A 20478-nucleotide genomic window follows, 5' to 3' on the forward strand; every position below is an offset into this window, starting at 1 on the left:
TTATTTCCCCCTTAATTTTACAAATAAAATAGCCAATGTCACTTTAATCATATAATAAACGGATTTTGTTGCAGAAATTGACGAAACACCACCTTGTCTCTCGTTCATAACAACCGGAATTTCCTTAACAGAATAACCTTTATTAAGTAAAGAAACAATTGTTTCTGGTTCTGGATAGTCATCTGGATAATCACTCGCAAACAGTTCAATAATATTGCGATCTATCATTCGCAATCCTGAAGTTGCGTCTGTGATTTTCTTACCTGTAAGCAAATGAATCAAGCCCATAAAATAGCGAATCCCCAAACGACGCATAAACGATGATTGAAAGCCTTCTTTTTCTAGAAAACGTGAACCAATTACCATGTTAACATCACTTTCTATCAACTCATCAGCCATTTTGGATAAGAAAGCAGGATTATGTTGACCATCACCGTCCACTTGAACAGCTAAATCATAACCATGTTTTTTAGCATATAAATAACCCGTTTGCACTGCACCACCAATTCCAAGGTTAATTGGAAGTGACACGACATTGAAATTATTTTTTTGACAAATTTCAAGTGTGTTATCTGTTGAACAGTCATTAATAATGACATAGTCAAAATCTGGTGCATCTTTTTTAATTGCAGCAACCGTACCTTCAATATTGCTGCTCTCATTATATGCAGGGATAATAATTAATTTTTTTAACAAGCGGCTGCCTCCTATTGATTTGAATTCTGACTTTTTTGATAAAACTTAATCAGTAAGTTAGCGATAGCTTTTGGCCAAAGCAGCTGATACATTTGTAAATCTTCGTTTGTTCGTGTATTATTTGAAATCGTTGCCGTTGTTTCAGATTCCTCATGAATACGGTGAAACATCAAAGATTCCTTAATGTAAGAAAAACGCCCTTTGTATTTTTCAGAAATTGTGTACCATGCATACCAATCCAAACTTGTCTTCATCTCCTCATCAAATTGGAAGTCCGACAAACGTTTCATATTATATGAAACACTTGGACAACAAATAGGATTTCCAAATGATAGGACACGATTACGCCACCATTTTGAACTAGGTAGCACTGATAGAACATTAAGCATCAAACGTTTGATTTTTAAGTTCTGATTACTTGCAATATCCTTAGCTCCTTCTGCCATCATTTTTAATTCATGATAGTCTGTATAAACAATCGTTGAGTTTGGGTACTTTTCGAATGATTCCAATACCTTCTGTGTGAAAGTTTCATCATACAAATCGTCCTGGTGAACAATTGTCACATATTCTGTTTTACAATGTGAAAGTGCCTGATTCCAATCAGCTCCTATTGATTTTCGTTCACCAACATATAATGGAAGATGGTATTTTTCAGCCAATGATTTAATAAAATTATTTGGTGTTGATGTGTAAATGTAAACATCAGATGATACTGTTTGCTTTTCTACAGAAAGAATACATTCTTCCAAATATGAACTCTCACCATATGCGCAAATTGCAATGGTATGTTTTTTTTCACTCATTTATTCTGTTTTTCCTTAACTAATTTGATTAAATTTAGACGTTTTAAAAAATAAATCAAAGTCAATAGCGTAGCCTTTTTAAAGAAACGCAAGACTAATTTAGCACTGATCGGATAATTAATACTACTTGGTACCTCAAGTTCTGATGCAAAGAGCATATCATTTGCTTTTTTTGCATCAATCAAAGCAGGTAAACTTGCTTTATTTGGTAGCAAAACAAAATCATAGCGCTCTTTCCAATTAAAAATTGGAAGAATTTTTTCAAAATCTGAAAGCGTTAGATTGCCTTTGTTATTCCATATTTTTTGCAATCCATCTACCCTAATCCAATAAGCCGACCAAGCTTTTTCTATCATAGGATTTTTTATTTCTGCTTCAGAAATATTTAATCTTTCAAAAACTTCTTTATCAATGGCCAATTGACTATCTTTATACCTTTCATATAAAAGCATGTCTGGAATGGCTAAACCGACTTTTTTATCATCAAGAAATATTTTCTTAATAGTATCCTCTAATGAAAACATTATCTCAAGTAGTTCCCTTAAACTATAGGAGTCAACCAATTGATTTAAAAAGAAATCCGAAACATGAATATAGGCTAAGCAATTACCATCGAACACCTTAGAAGAATCACTAATAAATTTTTGCCATTCACTAACACTTTCAACATGTGCGTAAGCATAACTAGTAATATCTTCTCGCTGGAACTGTTCTTTTACCTCTTCTAAGGTTTTATCTGATTCAGCACTAACTAAAGTTATAATATTTTTACGGCTCTTCAAAAAACTAGTCAAAATTTCTACACCATTTCGTGTTGAAAAATGCAGGTGCAAAATTGTCTTTGAAGGTTGCTTTAGCGTGTTATCAGATTGATTCAAATTTTTATAAGGTAATAAGAAAGATGTAGTCGGCGGCAATATACTAGAAAGATGATTAATGATTAAATCACCTGGATACTCACTCTTCTCCTCGATTGCATTTAAGACAAACGGTGCCAAGTGTGCCACATGACTAAAAGACTTAATTTTTACAAATGGAATACCTGCCTGCAATATCAAATCTGGTCGAAAAATTGAAACATTTCCAAGTTCCGGTTTACTTGACAAGTCAAGCATAGAACTACAACTGTAACCCGCTTTAACTAATTGTTCAGTCAATTCTGATTCATAAGAATCGATAACTTGTTGAACATTCTTATAGCTTTTAACATTTGACCAAAAATCAATAAATGCTTCACTCTCTACAACCTGCTTTTTAAAAGAGAGAAAATATGATTGCAGATGCTCTGCTACATAACTTCCTCCTTTTATTTTACAAGCAGCATGGTTAGTTAGTCCCCAAAAATCAACACTAGCATCTGATTCAAATTTTTCAAAAATCTCTTGCATATCCCACAAAGGACCAAAACAAGTATCATTCATCAAAGTTAAAGAATCAAATGACTTGACATAATCAAAAGAAGATAAAATTGCTTCCTTCCATGCTGCAAAATCATAGCCTTCATTTTGACGTTGAATCACATCATCAATTAGTTGATTTTCTTGCAATTTCTCAATAGCAGTCTTACTCAAATAACTATTAGAAATAAAACATATTGATGAAAATAAAGGCCTCAACTGTTCAAGTTGATAAAGAACATGAGGGCTCAGTTCATTAAATTTATTATAATGAACATAAAGTAGCATTCGATTCATCGATTTCTCCTGAATAAATTGATTATCTTCGTCGGAATTACCCAGCGTTTTGAATGGATAACCTTGTTATACTCGTTCAGCCAATGATTTTTTTCAGCAATTTGGCTTTCTAATTTTTCTTCAGTTGATTTTAATTTTGCCCTTTCTTCAAGTAATTCATCTAATATTACTTGAGCATTATTTAATTGTGTTGTTAATTCTTGCTGACGACGTGCAATAATTTTTTCACGCTCAGTATTTTCAGAGAATAAGTATCGTGTTAATACCTTAAAATCAATTCTTGAATAGTACTTTTCAAGATACTCTTCTTGTGTCTCCTGTAATTTTTCAAAACGCTCTGATAGCTTTTCAACAGATGTAGGATGTGAGTCCGAACCTTCGTGAAGGCGATAAACAGTAGTCGCTTCTGGTAAAAATGTTAACTCTGTTCTTGTAAACAACTCCAGTTGGAGACTAAAAGTATCATCAACTGCGTCAGGAGAAATAGCATTATTTACTTCCAACATCAAGTTGCGATCTACTAACCAAGTCGATGACATTGTCATTCCTCGAAATGCAAGCATCTCCTCGAAACTTGACATTTTTCGAATAATACCATTCTCAATGGCTTTTTTCTGACGTAATTCACCACTCTCAGAGATAATGTTAAAATCAGAGCAAGACCATTTTGATGCTGTTGATCGTTCTAAGATATCAACCTGCTTTTGAAGTTTGTAAGCATCAATCCAGTAATCGTCACCATCACATCGAGCAATGTAATCACCTTGAGCTAACTGACAAATATCAAGCCATGTTTTTGTGATACCTAGATTTTCTTGATGAAAAACAGCCTTAATCTTATCAGGGTATTGATTCGCATAGCGTTCAATAATCTGAGGAGAATGATCGCTGGAAGCATCGTCAACTAAAATGATTTCATAATCAAAATCACACTTCTGATTTAAGAAACTCCGAATAGCCTCTTCTATCCATGCCTCCTTATTATAATTTGTACAAATAATAGATACTTTCATTCCTTACCTCATTACTGAACCATTATTTTAAAAATCCCATTGACCATTACGTTGAATCAAACCAGTTGCCGAATCAACTTCAGATTCATTATTATAATCAAGGTCATCACGTGTTAATAATATAATTGGTGATTTTTCAGCTGGGACAAATCCAATCATTTGCCCATCTTTATCTCGGATTGTCACTTCCAATTTCAATTTCAAATCATTAACATTTGGAATATGACATGTATATTTAACCGTTTTTTTACCTGAACCTTGTGTCATATGCTCTTTTGAATTATCATTATAAATCCAAATATTGCGATCAATATCTGTAAATGATAACGCCACATAAGTGTCCATATCTTGAAGCATATTGTAGTTAACTTCAAAAGAAATTTCATCTTTTGGTGTTAGGCGTTTTTCAGACAACAATTTAATAGAAATATCAGAGATTTTTTCATCCCCTTCGACTTCACGTTCTTCTTGAACATTGTCATCATATTCTTTTTCAGTATTATCGTAACTATACTGGTTAGCAACATCATAAGGGTTACCGTATGCCTTAACCAAACCATTTTCAATTAGAACTGCACGGTTACAATATTTCTTAACTGCTCCCATATCATGAGTAACTAGAATAGTTGTCTTACCACTTTCTTTACGTTCTAGGAAGTAATCGTTACATTTACGTTGGAAAGCTTCGTCACCTACGGCAAGAACCTCGTCAAGGATAAGAACATCTCCTTGTGCTTTAATGGCTACTGAAAAGGCTAAGCGAACTTGCATACCACTTGAGTAATTTTTAAGTTTTTGGTTCATGAAATCTTCAAGTTCTGCAAACTCAACGATGTCATCGTACATAGCATCAATCTCTTCAGTAGTAAATCCAAGCATGGCACCATTCATATAGACATTTTCACGTCCAGTCAGTTCAGGGTTAAAACCAACACCGAGTTCAATAAATGAAACCATTTTACCATTCACTGTAACAGAACCTTTTTCAGGAACGTAGATTTGGGAAATGATTTTTAAAAGTGTTGATTTTCCTGAACCATTACGACCAACGATTCCGAAAAAATCACCTTTGTGAACATCGAATGAAATGTCTTTCAAGACATGTTGTTCTCGATACCCTTTTACCCCTTTAAATCTATTAACAAGGGCTGTTCGTAAACTATGTGTTGCTTCCGTTGGTAATTTAAAATATTTACTAACATGATCAACTTTTACTGCAATTTCTTTATCTGACATTATAGAATCTCCGCAAATTTCTTAGCATGCTTATGGAAAATATAATAACCAATTGCAAATACCACAAATGGAATTAGGTATGGCACAAGTGCAATGATATTATTATTAATCAATTCCCATCCACGCATATTTCCTGAATAAACGATAAAATGACGCATATCTTGAATAATTTGAGCAATCGGATTTAGCATCATAATCTTACCAATAGTCAAGTGTTTACGCTGCAAAATAAATGTCAATGAATAGATAATAGGTGTACCATACATACCAGCTTGAAGAATTACTTCCCAAATTGGTCCTAAATCACGATATTTAACAAATAAAGTTGACAATATAAATGCAACACCAGCAGCTAAAGCAAACAATTCAATAAACAATGGAATAATAACTAAGAATCCAAAATTTGGATGAATACCATTTAACAAAGCGAAAACAAAAACGACCACCATATTAATGGCATAGTTGATTGCTGCTCCAACAACTGAAGAAATGACAATAATTTCTTTTGAAAAGTTTAATTTACGCAGTAAATCCCCACGCGCAACAATTGAAAGCATTCCCATGTTAGTTGCTTCAGCAAAGAAGTTCCATGTCACCATACCAATTAACAAACCGATAGCATAGTGAGGAGTACCATCATCAAAACGCAAGAAACGGACAAATACTAAATACATAATTGTAAAAAGCATCAATGGTTTTAAAATTGACCACAAATGTCCAATTAAACTACCTTGATAGCGCAGTTTAAAGTCTGTTTTTACCATTTCTTTTAATAAGATTTTATTTTCTTTACTAAAGAACTTCATTTATTTCTCCTATAACCAAATTTGGTAATAATTAATGTTCTAAACACAAATGTATGAAAAGTACGGTTTTTTCGTAACCCATATTTATTCAAAGTTTTAATCCTTTGAATAAAAGATTTATCCATAATGGTTACGAAATTTTCAACCAAGTCTCTTTTTTCAGGGGTCAATGCTAAATCTAATAAAAAACGTGCTTGAGTTTGACTAGCATTAATCAACCACCAATATTTTTCGACTAGTTTATGCGGCTTAATCCAATTTTTCATGCGTTTAGTCCATGTACGCGCCCCTAATACATTAGCATCATGTTGACGATACAATTCCGTTGGGTAATCAACATAAGCAAGATTACCTAAAGCGCTAGCAAGTAAAGCAAGATACCAATCGTGCATCAACAAATCATCTGTTGATGTCCACAATTCAGCCAATGTATGATTTATCATTGCTGTACCGCCAGTTACTGTGTTTTCAGTCAATTCTTGAACCAACTCAGTATTAGCATGATCAGACTGTGTTTTAATCATACTTTCATGTAAAACATTTAAATCTCGATCAACAATTTTCAAATCTGTATAAACCAATAAAGGTTTCTGACTATCATACTTTTGTGCTTCTTCTAAAGTAACTGCCAATTTATCTTCTAACCAAATATCATCTTGATCAGAAAAGAAATAGTAATCAGCTTTGCTATGTTTTAAAAGGGTATAAAAGTTTTTAATAACGCCAAAATTTTTACGATTGTCAGCATTAATAAAAACAATACGTGAGTCAAGCTGCGCATAGTGCTTAATAATTTCGGGTGTCGTATCACTAGAGCCATCATCACGAATATATAAATTCCAGTCTTTGACTGTTTGATTTTGAATACTTTCAATCTGTTCAGCCAAAAATTGTTCACCATTGTAGGTGGACATGAGAATATTAATTTTCATTTAAAAACAGTTCCTCATACTCTCCTACGATTTTTTCCCATGTGTAATTTTGCTTAACAATAGCACGCGCACGATTGCCATATCCTGTAAAATCATAATGTCCATCAGCATCATTAATCAAACATGAGAGATTACCTGATGTTTTATTCCAATAAAAAGCGCTGTGTCCAGCTACAGACTTATTGAAGGAAACATCAAGGACAAGATTTAATTTAGTATGACCTAAAGCTTCTAACAAGCCTGGATTTGTTCCGCCAACCTCATGACCATGGATATAGGCAAAGGCATTCTCACGAATATAATTGAGTAAATCACGATCATAAACAGTGCCAACAAACTTAACTCTGTGGTCGCGTTCAAAATTTGTTAAGTGCTTCAATTTTTCAAAATAGCTACTATTTTTATGGTTAGAAATAATAATCAAATCACGTCTAGTGTTCGATTTCATAAACTCACGAATAGCTGTTTCATAATTATTTTCTGGCACAAAACGACCAACAATTAGATAGTAGCCATTTTCTTTGGTTTGCCAGTTATCAAAACACTTTCTTACCTTATAATCATCTGCTGTTAAAGTTGATTTTTTCAAATCCGTTCCATAAGCAATGAAACGTGTCTTAGCCCCCGGATAAGACTCCTTAATATAAGTCTCGATACCGATATTATCTGAAATCACTAAATCAGCAGTCTTAGCCATAGCTTTTTCAGCATATTTTAAATAAGCTTGAACTGGTTTCGACCATTTTGAGCGTTTCCACTCAAGACCATCTGGATTCACATAGATTTTTCCACCTAGAGCATGAATTTTCTTTGCAAAAGGTGCAATAAATGCCCCAATTGTGTTACCCAAAATATAAAAAATAGGGTGTTCAATACCAGATCTTTTTACCATTTGAAGTCCATAAGTAATTGCCATCATATCATAAGCAATCACTCGTGCTGGACCAATTTTAGGTGCCTTGATGGTAAAACAATCTGCGCCCTCATATTTAAAATGCGTATGATGTTTATCATCACTTAAACAAGCGACGTGATAAACAATATCTGAGCTCTGCTTATTTTTTACCAACTCCTCAACAAAAGTCTCAAAGCCACCATACTTTGCAGGCAAACCTCGACTTCCGATGATGAATACATGTTGCATGGCACACTTCTCCATTCTAAAATACAATCAAAAATATTATACCATATTTTACATAAGCTGGCGATGGAAAAACGAAAGTAGCTAGAGCATACGGCTATCAAAGAATCAAAAAAACACCAGCATTTCTGCTGGTGTTCAATATTATCTAATTCCCAAAGCAATGCGGGCATAACGACTCATTTTATCAACTGTCCAAGCTGGGTACCAGACCAATTTAACTTCGGTATTAGTAACCTCAGGAATCTCACGCATTGCATCGTGAATCTGATCGGTAAGAAGATCTGCTAGTGGGCATCCCATTGTTGTTAGGGTCATATCAATTTCTGTATGTCCATTTTGCTCAAATCGGATTTCATAAACAAGCCCCAAATTAACAATATCAATCCCTAGTTCAGGGTCGATAACTGTTTCCAAAGTTTCAAGAATACGATCTTTAATCTTTGCGACATCTTCTTCTGTATATTTTTGTTCAGACATAAGCGAACCTCTTGACTATTTTTAATCTTCGATAAAATCACGGAGCTGTTTGCTACGGCTCGGATGGCGAAGTTTGCGAAGTGCTTTAGCTTCAATCTGACGAATACGTTCACGCGTCACATTGAAGACTTTACCAACATCTTCCAATGTACGCATTTTACCATCATCAAGACCAAAACGCAAGCGCAAGACGTTCTCTTCACGGTCAGTCAATGTGTCTAAAACTTCATCAAGTTGTTCACGAAGAACAACACGAGTTGTATAGTCTACTGGATTTTCAATAACTTCATCTTCAATGAAATCTCCAAGATGGCTATCATCTTCTTCACCGATAGGTGTTTCCAAAGAAACAGGTTCTTGGGCAATTTTCAAGATTTCACGAACTTTATCAGGAGTCATATCCATACGTTCAGCAATTTGTTCTGGTGTTGGATCTTGTCCAAGTTCCTGTAGAAGGTTACGTTGTTCACGAACAAGTTTGTTAATTGTTTCAACCATGTGTACTGGGATACGGATTGTACGAGCTTGGTCAGCAATCGCACGTGTGATTGCTTGACGAATCCACCATGTAGCATAAGTTGAGAATTTGAAACCTTTTGAGTAGTCAAATTTATCAACAGCTTTCATCAATCCCATATTTCCTTCTTGGATAAGATCGAGGAATTGCATACCACGCCCAACATAACGTTTAGCAATAGAAACAACCAAACGCAAGTTAGCTTCTGCCAAACGTTGTTTAGCTTGAAGATCACCTGCTGCTACTGCAACAGCTAATTCTTTTTCTTCTTCACTTGACAACAAAGGCACAACCCCAATTTCTTTAAGGTACATACGAACTGGGTCATTAACCTTAGCAGAATTACTTCCAAGCAATTCTTCATCAGTCAATTCCTCTGGTTTTGGTTCTTCAACAACATATTTTGTTGATGGATTACCTTCTTTATCAGTAATTGAAATACCACCGTCTGTCAAACGTTCCAAAAGATCATCGATTTGATCAGCATCCAATGAAAATGGAATAACCAATTTTTCTGTCACTTCATCATCGACAGCTGTTCCGTTCTTTTTATGGTTACGAATAAATTCTGCAACTTGAACATTAAAAGTAGTAATTTCTTTTTCTTTTGCCATATTTTCCTCTATTCCATATTTCTTTTTTGGGCAATGAGATTTTCCAAAACCGCTAAAGCTGCGTCAACATCCCCAAGATTGCTAGATTCACGAATTAATTTACTTTGTTTTTGCAAATCCCTCTCTTGAAGCAAGTGGTTACGTTTCTGAATAATTTCTTCAACCTCGTTAGGCCCAACATCATCTGGTAGATTTTCCTCTAATACTTGATAATACATCTGCCGCGTTCGATCATCCAACTGCGCTAAATCATATGAAGAAACCTCCCCCTGCTGCACTAATAAATTATAGATTGTCTGCAGCTCTTGGGTATCAAAAGTAAATTCTTCTCGATTTCTAAATTCATTAAGAAGATAATCATGCGTCAATAACCTTTGCATCAACTGACTTTCTGCTTTAATAATCGCAGAGATATTCTTTGATATCGGTAATTCAACAACCGTCACTCTTTGTTTAGCTGCTTCTGATTGAAGAACTGAGCGATTTTGAAGTCGCTGGCTATTTACCGATTGCTCAACTTGATAATAATCAAAGTCAGGCAATAAATCAGCCACCATATTAATATACGAATTTTGTGCCGTAATCGATGGTGATTGAGCAATGATTTTTGAAATCTTCTCTACATAAGCAATTTCAGCCTGAAGATTATCACTGTTTTCCGGTTTTAAGTACTGAATAAAGAATTCTGTACTACTAATCCGACTATTTTCAAGCAAGTTTGCTAAAGCTTGTGGAGAATTCTTTTGAATGAATTCATCCGGGTCCATCTGATCTGGAACTCGCACAATTTCAACATTAAAATCTTTTAAAAGTTCCAAAGACTTAGCAATCGCATTTTGTCCTGCATTATCACCATCATATGTCAAAATAACTTTTTTAGCATAACGCCTTAAATGCCTTACATGCTCTGAGGTCAAAGCCGTCCCCATCGAAGCAACAGCATTTTCAATACCAGCTCGATAAGCCGCAATGACATCCATAAAACCTTCCATTAAATAGACTTCATGTTTTTTCGACATTACAGGTCTCGCCTTATCTAGATGATACAACTCATAAGACTTATTAAATAAAGCGGTTGACCTAGTATTCTTATACTTAGCCTGCTTATTCTCTAAATCTTCTTTGGTCCAAACACGACCTGAAAAGGCAACAACTTGACCACTATCATCCGTCAGAGGAAACATGATTCGATTTTGAAAAGCATCATAAACGCGATTCGTGCGCTCAGACAAATTAAAAAGACCTGAAGCCATCAAAGCATTCTCTTCGTATCGTTTTGCAAGAGATTGATAAAGAAAATCAGGCTCATTTGGCGACAATCCAATGTTAAAATAATCAATCAATTCATCTGTTAAACCACGCTGGGCTAAATAAGCTTTCGCTTCTTGACCTTCCTTAGTCGTTTTCAAAACAGCATTGTAAAACTTAGCCGCATCCTTATGAATATCAATAAGAACTTGGTTAGGATTTTGCGGTTTTGCTTGTGCTTGCTGTGTTTCAACCTGCAAAGGAATTCCAGCACGTTCAGCGACACGATGAACACTCTCTAAAAAACTAATCTGATGATATTCCTCTAAAAACTTGTAAACATCCCCAGATTTTCCGCAACCAAAACAATGAAAAAACTGCTTGTCTTCAATAACATTAAAAGACGGTGTTTTTTCCTTATGAAACGGACAAAGTCCAATGTAGTTGCGACCTGCACGTGTAAGATTGACCACTTCGCCAATAACATCAACAATATTAACGCTATTTTTTATCTCGGTAATTAACTCTCTGTCAATCGCCAAAAGACCACCTCCACGCACTATTCCCATTTTAGTTTTGTATTTCATTATAACATTTTGAATGCGATTTGTAAATTCTCAAAAATCGGACTTTATGAAAGATTTTTGGTATAATGGTACTAACAAAAATATATTGGAGGTTTTTCAAATGATTAAAGAACTTAAAGAATTTTTGTTCAAAGCAAACGTTCTTGATCTTGCTGTCGCAGTTGTTATGGGGGCTGCATTTAACGCTATCATTACTTCTCTTGTCGAAGATGTTATCACACCACTCTTCCTCAATCCTGCTCTGAAAGCTGCCGGTGTGGCTAAAATTGCTGACCTTTCTTGGAATGGTGTTGCTTACGGTAGTTTCTTAAGCGCCGTTATTAACTTCCTTATCGTTGGTACAACACTGTTTTTCGTAGTTAAAGCTGCAAATGCTGCCACTGCCCTTAGCAAAAAAGGTAAGGACGAGGAAGAGACTGAAGCTGCTCCAACTCAAGAAGAACTTCTTACAGAAATTCGTGACTTATTGAAAGAAAAATAATCTTTATAAGTCCTCAAAGCATAAAAAGAGACGCTTAGCGCCTCTTTTTTGTATCTAATGTTTAATTAGAATTTTTTACGTTTGCGAGCTGCTTCTGATTTGCGTTTACGTTTTACAGAAGGTTTTTCGTAGAATTCACGTTTACGTGATTCTTGAAGAGTCCCAGCTTTAGTCACAGAACGTTTGAAACGACGAAGTGCATCGTCAAGTGATTCGTTTTTACGTACTACTGTTTTTGACATGTGTTTCACCTCCTCAAGACATTGTAACATTTACACGTTCCTTACCATGATACATGAATTATATCAAAAAGTCAATCTAAAAACATGTATTAAGTGACATTTTTTGTGATTTCTTTTATCGTTTTAAAATGATTTTAAAAGTTCAAAAAAGAGCTGAAATATCAGCTCTTTTCGTTAATCATCAATTTCATTTCCTGTCAATTGTGCAGCGTCTGAAATGAATTGTTTGTATTTATCGTCTTTTGCTAATTTCTTAATAACTTTGTTAACTGTTTTAACCATTTCACCGCTATCCTTTGGCATAGCTACAGCTTTAGCGTCACCATCACCGGTTTTCAACGCAAAACTTGCTAGCGCTAAATCAGAATTCTGTGAAAGATATCCTTCGGCTACCGGTTTTTCAAGATCAACTGCTTGAACTTGACCAGATTTCAATTCATTAATCGCTTCTCCCATTGCTGTTAGAGAAATGATTTTTGAATCTTTCAATTGATCTTTAGCCAATCCCTCTTCGATAGTTCCTTTTTGGACTGCTACTTTGACGCCCGATAAACTGTCTACAGAATTATATTTATTAAGATCGCTTGCTTTAACCAGAACAGCATTCTCTGTCTCATAATAAGGATCTGAGAAATCATAAGCATTTTTACGTTCTTTCGTTGCGGATAAGCCAGAAATTGCCATATCTGCTTTTCCGGTTTGAAGACTTGAAAGGACATTATCAAAACTCATTGAAGACAACTCAAGTTTTACACCTAGTTCATCAGCAATAGCTTTCGCTAATTCAACATCAGCTCCAACAATAGTATCCTTACCATCAACCAAAGCTTTAAATTCAAATGGTGCATAGTCAGGACTCATAGCTACGACTAATTTACCTTTTTTAACTACTTTTTCTTGTAAATTTTCATTTGATGAAGATCCACAAGCTGCCAACGTAAAAACAGAGACAAGCGCGAGTATCCCTAGAACAAGCTTTTTAATTTTCATATTTATTCTCTCTTCTCTTAAACTTATCTCTATTTTATCTATCTTTTTGCAATTAGTCAACGATTTTTGAATAAAAATTCATTTCAATCATTAAACTATTTTTAATAGTTTTTCAAACAAGACGATAGCAAACTTAAGCCTTTTTTCAAAGTTTCTTGCTTGCAGGAATAACCCAATCTAACAAAGCCTTCCTTGTCAAAACGATTTCCAGGAACCAAAAGAACACCGTATTCTTTCAACAAAGTCAGGCAAAAATCTTCGATAGGAATACCAACATTTAATTCCACAAAGGACGTTGGTACTTCTGCTGGTTTTATGTAGGAAGCTTTTTCTTCCTTACTAATCCACTGGTCAAGAATAGCTAAATTTTCTCTGATAATCTGACGATTACGCTCTAAAATCACATGCTTATGTTTTAAAGCTAAGCTAGCCACCATATCATCAAACACACCCGCACAAATCATTGTGTAATCTCGATAATCACGTAAGATATCTGCAACTTCATCACAAGCAGCAACCCAACCAACACGAATACCAGGTAATGAAAATGTCTTTGAAAGACTATTAACCGAAATCCCTCTGTCATACAAATCAATAATAGATGAAACTTTTTGATTTGTAAAAGGGCGGTAGACTTCGTCAGACAAAATATAAGCATCACAAGATTTAGCAATTTCAACCAATTCACGTAGGTAATTATCGTCCATGACTGCACCAGTTGGATTGTTAGCATTATTAATACAAATCATTTTAGTATTTGGACGAATCATTTGACGTAGCTCAAATAAATCTGGAAGCCAGCCATTTTCTTCCTTAACTTGCCATAAATCAACTTCTGCTCCTAAAGACTTTGGAATATCATAAAGTTGCTGATAAGTTGGATAGATAGAAATAACATGATCACCTGGTTCAATCAGTCCGTACAGCACCAACATATTAGCTCCGGTGGCACCGTTTGTCTGAAGAATTTGACTTTCTGTCACAAAATTATACAAACTACTGACTGCTTTTTTAAATTCTGGAGAGCCTTCAATCCAACCATAGTTTAATTTTTTTGACAGTAATTCTTGATAAAATTTCTCTTTTGATTCACCTGTTAGATCAAACAACTCTTGTAAAGTCAAAGCTTCAATAGACACACCAGCAATATCATATTTAGCTTCTCTCTCATGGACATTAAGCCATTCTTCAACTCCAAATCGTGGTAATTTCATCGCATACCCCTTCTGACTTTCTAAGATTATTTTACCATTCACAAGGAAAAACCGAGAGCAATTACCCTCAGTTTCCTTCCATTTTTATTCTGACGTTGAACTAGTCTGCGTATAAGTCGATGCTTTTTCAATCCAAGCATCAAATTCGCCTGTTTTCTTAGCCTTTTTAATGACTTTATTGACAGAAGAAATTAGCTTTTTATCACTTCCTTTAGCAAAAGCTACAGCGTATGCATCAGTATCTGTTGATTTTAAAGACATATCTGCAATGGTTAAATCAGGATTTTGTGAAATATATCCTTCTGCAATAGCTTTTTCTAACACAACCGCTTGAAGTTGATTACTTTTTAGTTCATTAATCATCTCTCCATTTGAAGTAAGAGATACAAGGCTTGAATCGGGTAATTGATCTTTAGCAATATTTTCTTGAATAGAACCTTTTTGGGCACCAACTGATTTTCCTGCCAAACTTTCTAAAGTTGGATAAGTTGCGACATCTGTTTTTCTCACAATCACAACATTTTCAGCTTCATAATAAGCATCTGAAAAATCATAAGCTTTTTTACGTTCATCAGTCACCGAAATTCCTGCAATAGCAATATCAGCTTTTCCAGAAGTCACCGAAGCAAGGACATTGTTAAAGGACATGACTGAAAAATCTGCTTTGACATTTAACTCTTTGGCGATGGCCTTTGCAAGCTCAATATCAGCTCCAACCAAAGTATCTTTGCCATCAATCAATGTTTTAAATTCAAATGGTGCAAATTCTGACTCAGTTGCAATAACTATTTTACCTTTATTTTGAATACTTTTTTGACTTGTTCCCGAAGATGAACAAGCGGTCATGCTTCCTACTGCTAAAAGTAGAAATAAACCTCCTAAAAACTTCTTCATATCATCTCTCCTTAATTGTTTGATTCACTTGTTGACAAGTTATAAGCGTCTTGAACAAATTGATCAATTTTACCTGAATTTTTCAACTCTTTGATAACTTTATTAACTTCTTTCGTCAATTTGTCATCTCCTTTAGGGAGAGCAACAGCATAGGCATCAGCATCGTCGTTTTTCAATTTGATGTTTGAAATTGTTAAGTCATCATTATTTGCTGCATATCCTTCTGCAATTGGTTTTTCTAAAACAACAGCTTGGATTTGACCATTTTTCAACTCATTGATCATTTCACCATTTTGCGTCAAGGCAACAACTTTTGATCCCTTCAATTGTTCAGAGGCAACAGTTTCTTGGATAGAACCTTTTTGTGTTCCAACTGACAAACCATCTAGTGAACTTGTTTTTGTATATTTATCAAGGTCAGTTTTCTTAATCAAGACAACATTTTCTGATTCATAGTAAGGTTCTGAGAAATTATAAGCTTTCTTACGTTCAGGTGTTGCAGAAATACCTGAAATAGCTACATCTGCTTTTCCAGATTGAAGACTTGCCAAAACATTATTAAATGACATTGATGAAAATTTTACTTTAACGCCAAGTTCTTCACCAATCGCTTTAGCAATCTCTACATCAGCACCAACAATTGTATCTTTACCGTCAACCAAAGTTTTAAATTCAAATGGCGCGAATTCAGGATTCATGGCAACAACAAGTGTTCCTTTGTCCTTAACATCAGAAACTGATGTATCTTTTTGATTATTTGATCCGCATGCTGTTAACAAAAAGGCTGAGGCAACAAGGGCTAACCCACCAAACATTTTACTTACTTTCATAGTCATTTTCTCTTTTCTTTTTTGATATGTATACATTTTATGTAATATTTATACATTTGTCAACCCTAAATTTATAAAAATTCAATATTTTTTGTATTTTTCTGTATATACATAAAAAGGCGAGGTTGTTAAACCAACCTCACCCATTTTAAACTATACTTTATTTGCTGTGCCAGATTTCATCATTGTATTGTTCGATAGTACGGTCAGATGAGAAGAATCCTGCTTTAGCAATATTCTTGATAACTTTTGTCATCCAAGATTTTTGATCTTCATAATCAGAAAGCATTTGTTCTTTAACAGCAATGTATTCTTTAAGGTCAATCAAAGTCATGAACCAATCTTTATTAATCAATTCATTGTAGAGACGTTCAAGACGTTCTGCATTACCATGTTTAACCAATTCATCGCTAACGATAAAGTCTACTGCTTCTTTAATTACTGGATCATTTTCATAATAATCAGTTGAAACATAACCTTGAGTAGCATAAAGATCAATGATAGTATCTGAATCTTTACCAAATGTATAAATATTATCCATTCCTGCAAGTTCTGCAATTTCGACGTTAGCACCATCCATTGTACCAAGTGTCAAAGCACCGTTTAGCATGAATTTCATGTTACCAGTACCTGAAGCTTCTTTAGAAGCAAGAGAGATTTGTTCTGAAATATCTGTCGCAGGAATCAAGTGTTCAGCTACAGTAACATTGTAGTTTTCAACTAAGTGAACATTTAGGTATTTGTTTACTTCTGGGTCGTTGTTAATCAATTCAGACAAGCAAAGAATCAAGTGAATAACATCTTGTGCAATGATGTATGCTGGTGCTGCTTTACCACCAAAGATAACAGTAATTTTACGTTCTGGTAGGTTACCACGTTTGATTTCAAGGTATTTATGAATGACATAAAGTGCATTCATTTGTTGACGTTTGTACTCATGGAAGCGCTTGATTTGTGTATCAATAATTGAGTTTTCATCAAGGTCAATACCTTTATTATCTTTAAGGTAACGTTTAAGTGCAAGTTTATTATTGTGTTTGATTTCAGCTAATTTAGTATGAACAGCTTCGTCATCAGCAAATGCTAACAATTTTTCAAGTTTAGTTGCATCAGTAAGGTATTCATCACCAATAAGTTCTTTAAGGTAATCTGCTAAATCTTGGTTAGCAAATTCAAGCCAACGACGGAAAGTGATACCATTTGTTTTGTTATTGAATTTTTCAGGGTAAATGTCATAGAATGGTTTCAATTCACTGTTTTTAAGGATTTCAGTGTGAAGTGCAGCTACCCCGTTTACAGAAGTTGAGAAATGAATATCCATGTGAGCCATGTGAACACGACCAGATTCATCAATAATTTGAACGGCTGGGTCAGAGTATTCACTAGCTACAAGTTTATTCAATTTTTCAATGATTGTTACCAAGTGAGGGACAACTTCATTAAGGTAATCAAGAGGCCATTTTTCAAGTGCTTCTGCCAAGATTGTGTGGTTAGTATAACCAACCATGCTCTTCACGATAGATACAGCTTCATCAAAATCAATACCGTGTTTTTCAGTCAAGAGACGAATCAATTCAGGAATAACCATTGATGGGTGAGTATCATTGATTTGAACATAAGCATAGTCAGCCAAGTCATGCAAGTTTGAACCACGTTCAAGGGCTTCATCAATCAACAATTGTGCTGCATTTGACACCATGAAATATTGTTGGTAAATACGAAGCAATTCACCATTACGATCTGAGTCATCTGGATAAAGGAAAAGTATCAAGTTTTTCTTGATTTCTGTTTTATCAAATGAAATACCATCGTGAATCAATCCATAGTCAAGGCCATCAATATCAAACAAGTTCAAGTAGTTTTTAGTATCACGTTTGTAACCCAAAACATCGATGCGATCTAGACGAGATTTAAGCGTAAAATCTTTAAATGGCACATCATAGCTGATGTCAGTTGGAACAAGCCATGAATCTTTTTCAATCCAGTAGTTTGCTTCTGCTTCTTGTTGATTATCTACAAATACTTGTTTGAATAGACCACAGTGGTAGTTAAGACCTACACCTTCACCGTTGATGCCAAGTGTTGACATTGAATCGATGAAACATGATGCCAAACGTCCAAGACCACCATTACCAAGTGAGGGTTCAAGTTCAACATCTTCTACCTCAGCGATTGACTTCCCAGCCGCAGCAAGTTCAGCTTTAACATCTTTATAGATGCCAAGGTTAATCAAGTTATTTGATAGTAATTTACCGATAAGGAATTCAGCTGAAATGTAGTAAACTTTACGTTTTGCAGTATTTTTTGTTTTTTCAGCAGCTAATTCTTTAACATAGTGTAAAAGTGCTACATAGATGTCTTCATTGCTCAATTCAGCAAGTTTTTGACCTTTTGATGCTAAGTAATCTGTAAATTTAGTTGTCATTGTAATATCCTTTTTCTTTTTTATTTAAATGTATTTTTGCGGCTATAAAGGGCAGTAATGTCTTTCAAGAAAGCTTTGCGTTCATCTGTCAAATCTTCTTTTAACATACGCCATTGCCAGTTGCCACCAACAGTGTTTGGAATATTCATACGAGATTCAGCTGGCTTGTCCAAAATATCTTGCATTGTAGCAATCGCAATATCGCTAACAGTCGCAAATAATGTACGAAGCATAGCTTGTGTAATTGGTTCACCATCGTGACGGTGTGTATAAGCATCAACAAATGCTTTTTGTTCATCAGTCAAGTTATCGTACCAACCATTGACCACTTCATTATCATGTGTGCCGTTGTAAGCAACACTATTTTTATTGCAGTTATGCGGAGCATCGATACTCTTACCTTCGGTATCATAGAAACCAAATTCAAGAATCTTCATACCTGGGAAAGCAGTGTCAGTTAACAATTGCTCAGCTTTGGCATCAATATAACCAAGGTTTTCTGCAATAATAGGAAGTTCGCCAAGCTCGTCACGTACAACATCAAACAAAGCACGTCCAGGACCAGGTTGCCAGCTACCATCATTAGCTGTTTCGTAATCACCTCGAATTTCCCAATAATCTGAGAATCCTTTAAAATGGTCGATACGAAGAAGATCATACAATTTAATACCTTCATTAATACGGTAAACCCACCAAGCATAATTTGTTTTCTTATGATTTTCCCAATCATAAATTGGGTTACCCCAGAGTTGACCATCATCACTAAATGAATCAGCAGGGACACCAGCAATGCAAAGTGGATTCTTTTCAGCATCTACTTTGAACAGTTCTGGCATTGTCCAAACTTCAACACTATCAGCTGAGACGTAGATCGGCATGTCACCAATGATTTTAATACCATTTTTATTAGCGTAAGCTTTAAGTTCAGCCCATTGTTGGTAAAAGAAATATTGTGTAACTTTATGATAAGTAATCGCATCTTTTAGTTTTTCGCGATAAGCATCAAGAGCTGTCTCTTCACGGCGAACAACTGCTTTATCATCCCATTCTTGCAAAGCTTTATTTCCAAAGAACTCTTTGATTGCCATGAATTCTGCGTAATCTTTTACCCAACTTGCTTCTTTTTCAAACTCAGCTAAAGCTTTTTGGTTATCAGAATTTTGCATAAATTCTGCAACTGCTTTCTCCAAAATTGGACGACGAGCTTCAAAAATGCGAGCGTAATCAACATTTTCTAAATCATCTCCAAAGTTGACTGTTTCATAATCTTCTTTTGCTAGAAAGCCTTGTTTGGCAAGTAATTCTAAGTCAATTAAATGTGTGTTCCCAGCTGTCGCTGAGAATGATTGATAAGGGGAGTCACCATAACTAGTCGTTGTTAATGGTAGGATTTGCCAATATGTTTGGTCTGTTTCAACTAAGAAATCAACGAAGTCATAAGCTTCTTGACCAAATGTTCCCACCCCTTGTTTGCCGGGTAATGATGTGATATGCATCAGTACACCACTTGCACGTTTTTCCATATGTTTTCTCCTTTATCAACGATCTTTACACTGCAAATTATAACGCAAGCGTTTGCGTAAGTCAATCATTTTTTGTAAAAAATATAAAAAAACACCCTAACCACTAAAA

At 34.9% G+C, this 20478-nt stretch carries 17 protein-coding genes and 2 pseudogenes; 1 reads left to right on the forward strand and 18 read right to left on the reverse strand.

Annotated features, from left to right (window positions below; translation table 11 throughout):
* From JG537_RS00450 to dnaG, 11 genes and pseudogenes are all read right to left on the reverse strand, one after another.
* The gene (locus JG537_RS00450; protein WP_199542370.1) at positions 1-696 is read right to left on the reverse strand and encodes a glycosyltransferase family 2 protein; all 696 of its coding nucleotides are present in this window, start codon (positions 694-696) and stop codon (positions 1-3) included.
* 11 nt (positions 697-707) lie between these two features.
* Positions 708-1502, reverse strand: coding sequence for a glycosyltransferase family A protein (locus JG537_RS00455; protein WP_199542372.1), 795 nt, complete (start codon positions 1500-1502; stop codon positions 708-710).
* Positions 1499-3196 carry a rhamnan synthesis F family protein gene (locus tag JG537_RS00460; protein WP_199542374.1) on the reverse strand — a complete coding sequence of 566 codons (1698 nt, stop codon included), beginning with the start codon at positions 3194-3196 and terminating at the stop codon, positions 1499-1501. Before JG537_RS00460 ends, JG537_RS00455 begins: the two co-directional genes overlap by 4 nt.
* A 287-nt stretch (positions 3197-3483) precedes the next feature.
* Positions 3484-4209 (reverse strand): annotated as a pseudogene (locus JG537_RS00465) (glycosyltransferase family 2 protein); the annotation flags it as partial.
* A 491-nt stretch (positions 4210-4700) separates the two neighbouring features.
* Positions 4701-5445, reverse strand: a pseudogene (locus JG537_RS09820) (ABC transporter ATP-binding protein); the annotation flags it as partial.
* Positions 5445-6251: an ABC transporter permease gene (locus JG537_RS00475; RefSeq protein ID WP_199542381.1), complete on the reverse strand. Its 807-nt coding sequence runs from the start codon at positions 6249-6251 to the stop codon at positions 5445-5447. The pseudogene JG537_RS09820 and the gene JG537_RS00475, both read right to left, overlap by 1 nt.
* Positions 6248-7183 (reverse strand): glycosyltransferase family 2 protein, encoded by a 936-nt coding sequence (locus JG537_RS00480; protein WP_199542383.1) that lies wholly within the window; start codon positions 7181-7183, stop codon positions 6248-6250. Before JG537_RS00480 ends, JG537_RS00475 begins: the two co-directional genes overlap by 4 nt.
* Positions 7173-8327, reverse strand: coding sequence for a beta 1-4 rhamnosyltransferase Cps2T (gene cps2T, locus JG537_RS00485; RefSeq protein WP_199543587.1), 1155 nt, complete (start codon positions 8325-8327; stop codon positions 7173-7175). The genes JG537_RS00480 and cps2T overlap by 11 nt, the downstream gene beginning before the upstream one ends.
* A gap of 141 nt (positions 8328-8468) precedes the next feature.
* The gene (locus JG537_RS00490) at positions 8469-8804 is read right to left on the reverse strand and encodes a metal-sulfur cluster assembly factor (protein ID WP_132869512.1); all 336 of its coding nucleotides are present in this window, start codon (positions 8802-8804) and stop codon (positions 8469-8471) included.
* Positions 8805-8825: 21 nt separating this feature from the next.
* Positions 8826-9935 carry an RNA polymerase sigma factor RpoD gene (gene rpoD / locus JG537_RS00495; protein ID WP_024343868.1) on the reverse strand — a complete coding sequence of 370 codons (1110 nt, stop codon included), beginning with the start codon at positions 9933-9935 and terminating at the stop codon, positions 8826-8828.
* A gap of 8 nt (positions 9936-9943) precedes the next feature.
* A complete protein-coding gene (gene dnaG / locus JG537_RS00500; RefSeq protein WP_281402426.1) occupies positions 9944-11752 on the reverse strand; it encodes a DNA primase in 1809 nt (602 codons plus the stop codon).
* A gap of 118 nt (positions 11753-11870) precedes the next feature.
* Between dnaG and mscL the strand changes: the two genes are divergently transcribed.
* The gene (gene mscL / locus JG537_RS00505; RefSeq protein WP_132870019.1) at positions 11871-12251 is read left to right on the forward strand and encodes a large conductance mechanosensitive channel protein MscL; all 381 of its coding nucleotides are present in this window, start codon (positions 11871-11873) and stop codon (positions 12249-12251) included.
* A 65-nt stretch (positions 12252-12316) separates the two neighbouring features.
* Here mscL and rpsU read toward each other — a convergent pair whose 3' ends face one another.
* The 7 genes from rpsU to malQ form a co-directional block, all read right to left on the reverse strand.
* Positions 12317-12493 carry a 30S ribosomal protein S21 gene (rpsU, locus tag JG537_RS00510; RefSeq protein ID WP_000048058.1) on the reverse strand — a complete coding sequence of 59 codons (177 nt, stop codon included), beginning with the start codon at positions 12491-12493 and terminating at the stop codon, positions 12317-12319.
* Between the two features lie 174 nt (positions 12494-12667).
* Positions 12668-13483 (reverse strand): transporter substrate-binding domain-containing protein, encoded by an 816-nt coding sequence (locus JG537_RS00515; protein WP_199542387.1) that lies wholly within the window; start codon positions 13481-13483, stop codon positions 12668-12670.
* A 101-nt stretch (positions 13484-13584) separates the two neighbouring features.
* Positions 13585-14697 carry an aminotransferase gene (locus JG537_RS00520; RefSeq protein WP_199542389.1) on the reverse strand — a complete coding sequence of 371 codons (1113 nt, stop codon included), beginning with the start codon at positions 14695-14697 and terminating at the stop codon, positions 13585-13587.
* A gap of 84 nt (positions 14698-14781) precedes the next feature.
* A complete protein-coding gene (locus JG537_RS00525; protein ID WP_199542391.1) occupies positions 14782-15591 on the reverse strand; it encodes a transporter substrate-binding domain-containing protein in 810 nt (269 codons plus the stop codon).
* A gap of 11 nt (positions 15592-15602) precedes the next feature.
* The gene (locus JG537_RS00530) at positions 15603-16421 is read right to left on the reverse strand and encodes an ABC transporter substrate-binding protein (protein WP_277997070.1); all 819 of its coding nucleotides are present in this window, start codon (positions 16419-16421) and stop codon (positions 15603-15605) included.
* Between the two features lie 160 nt (positions 16422-16581).
* Complete coding sequence (gene glgP / locus JG537_RS00535) at positions 16582-18846, reverse strand: glycogen/starch/alpha-glucan family phosphorylase (protein ID WP_199542393.1); 2265 nt, start codon at positions 18844-18846, stop codon at positions 16582-16584.
* 20 nt (positions 18847-18866) lie between these two features.
* Positions 18867-20369, reverse strand: a complete 1503-nt coding sequence (malQ, locus tag JG537_RS00540; protein WP_132869724.1) for a 4-alpha-glucanotransferase — start codon at positions 20367-20369, stop codon at positions 18867-18869.
* Positions 20370-20478 lie beyond the last annotated feature (109 nt).

The organism is Streptococcus vicugnae, assembly GCF_016461705.1.
Taxonomy (GTDB): domain Bacteria; phylum Bacillota; class Bacilli; order Lactobacillales; family Streptococcaceae; genus Streptococcus; species Streptococcus vicugnae.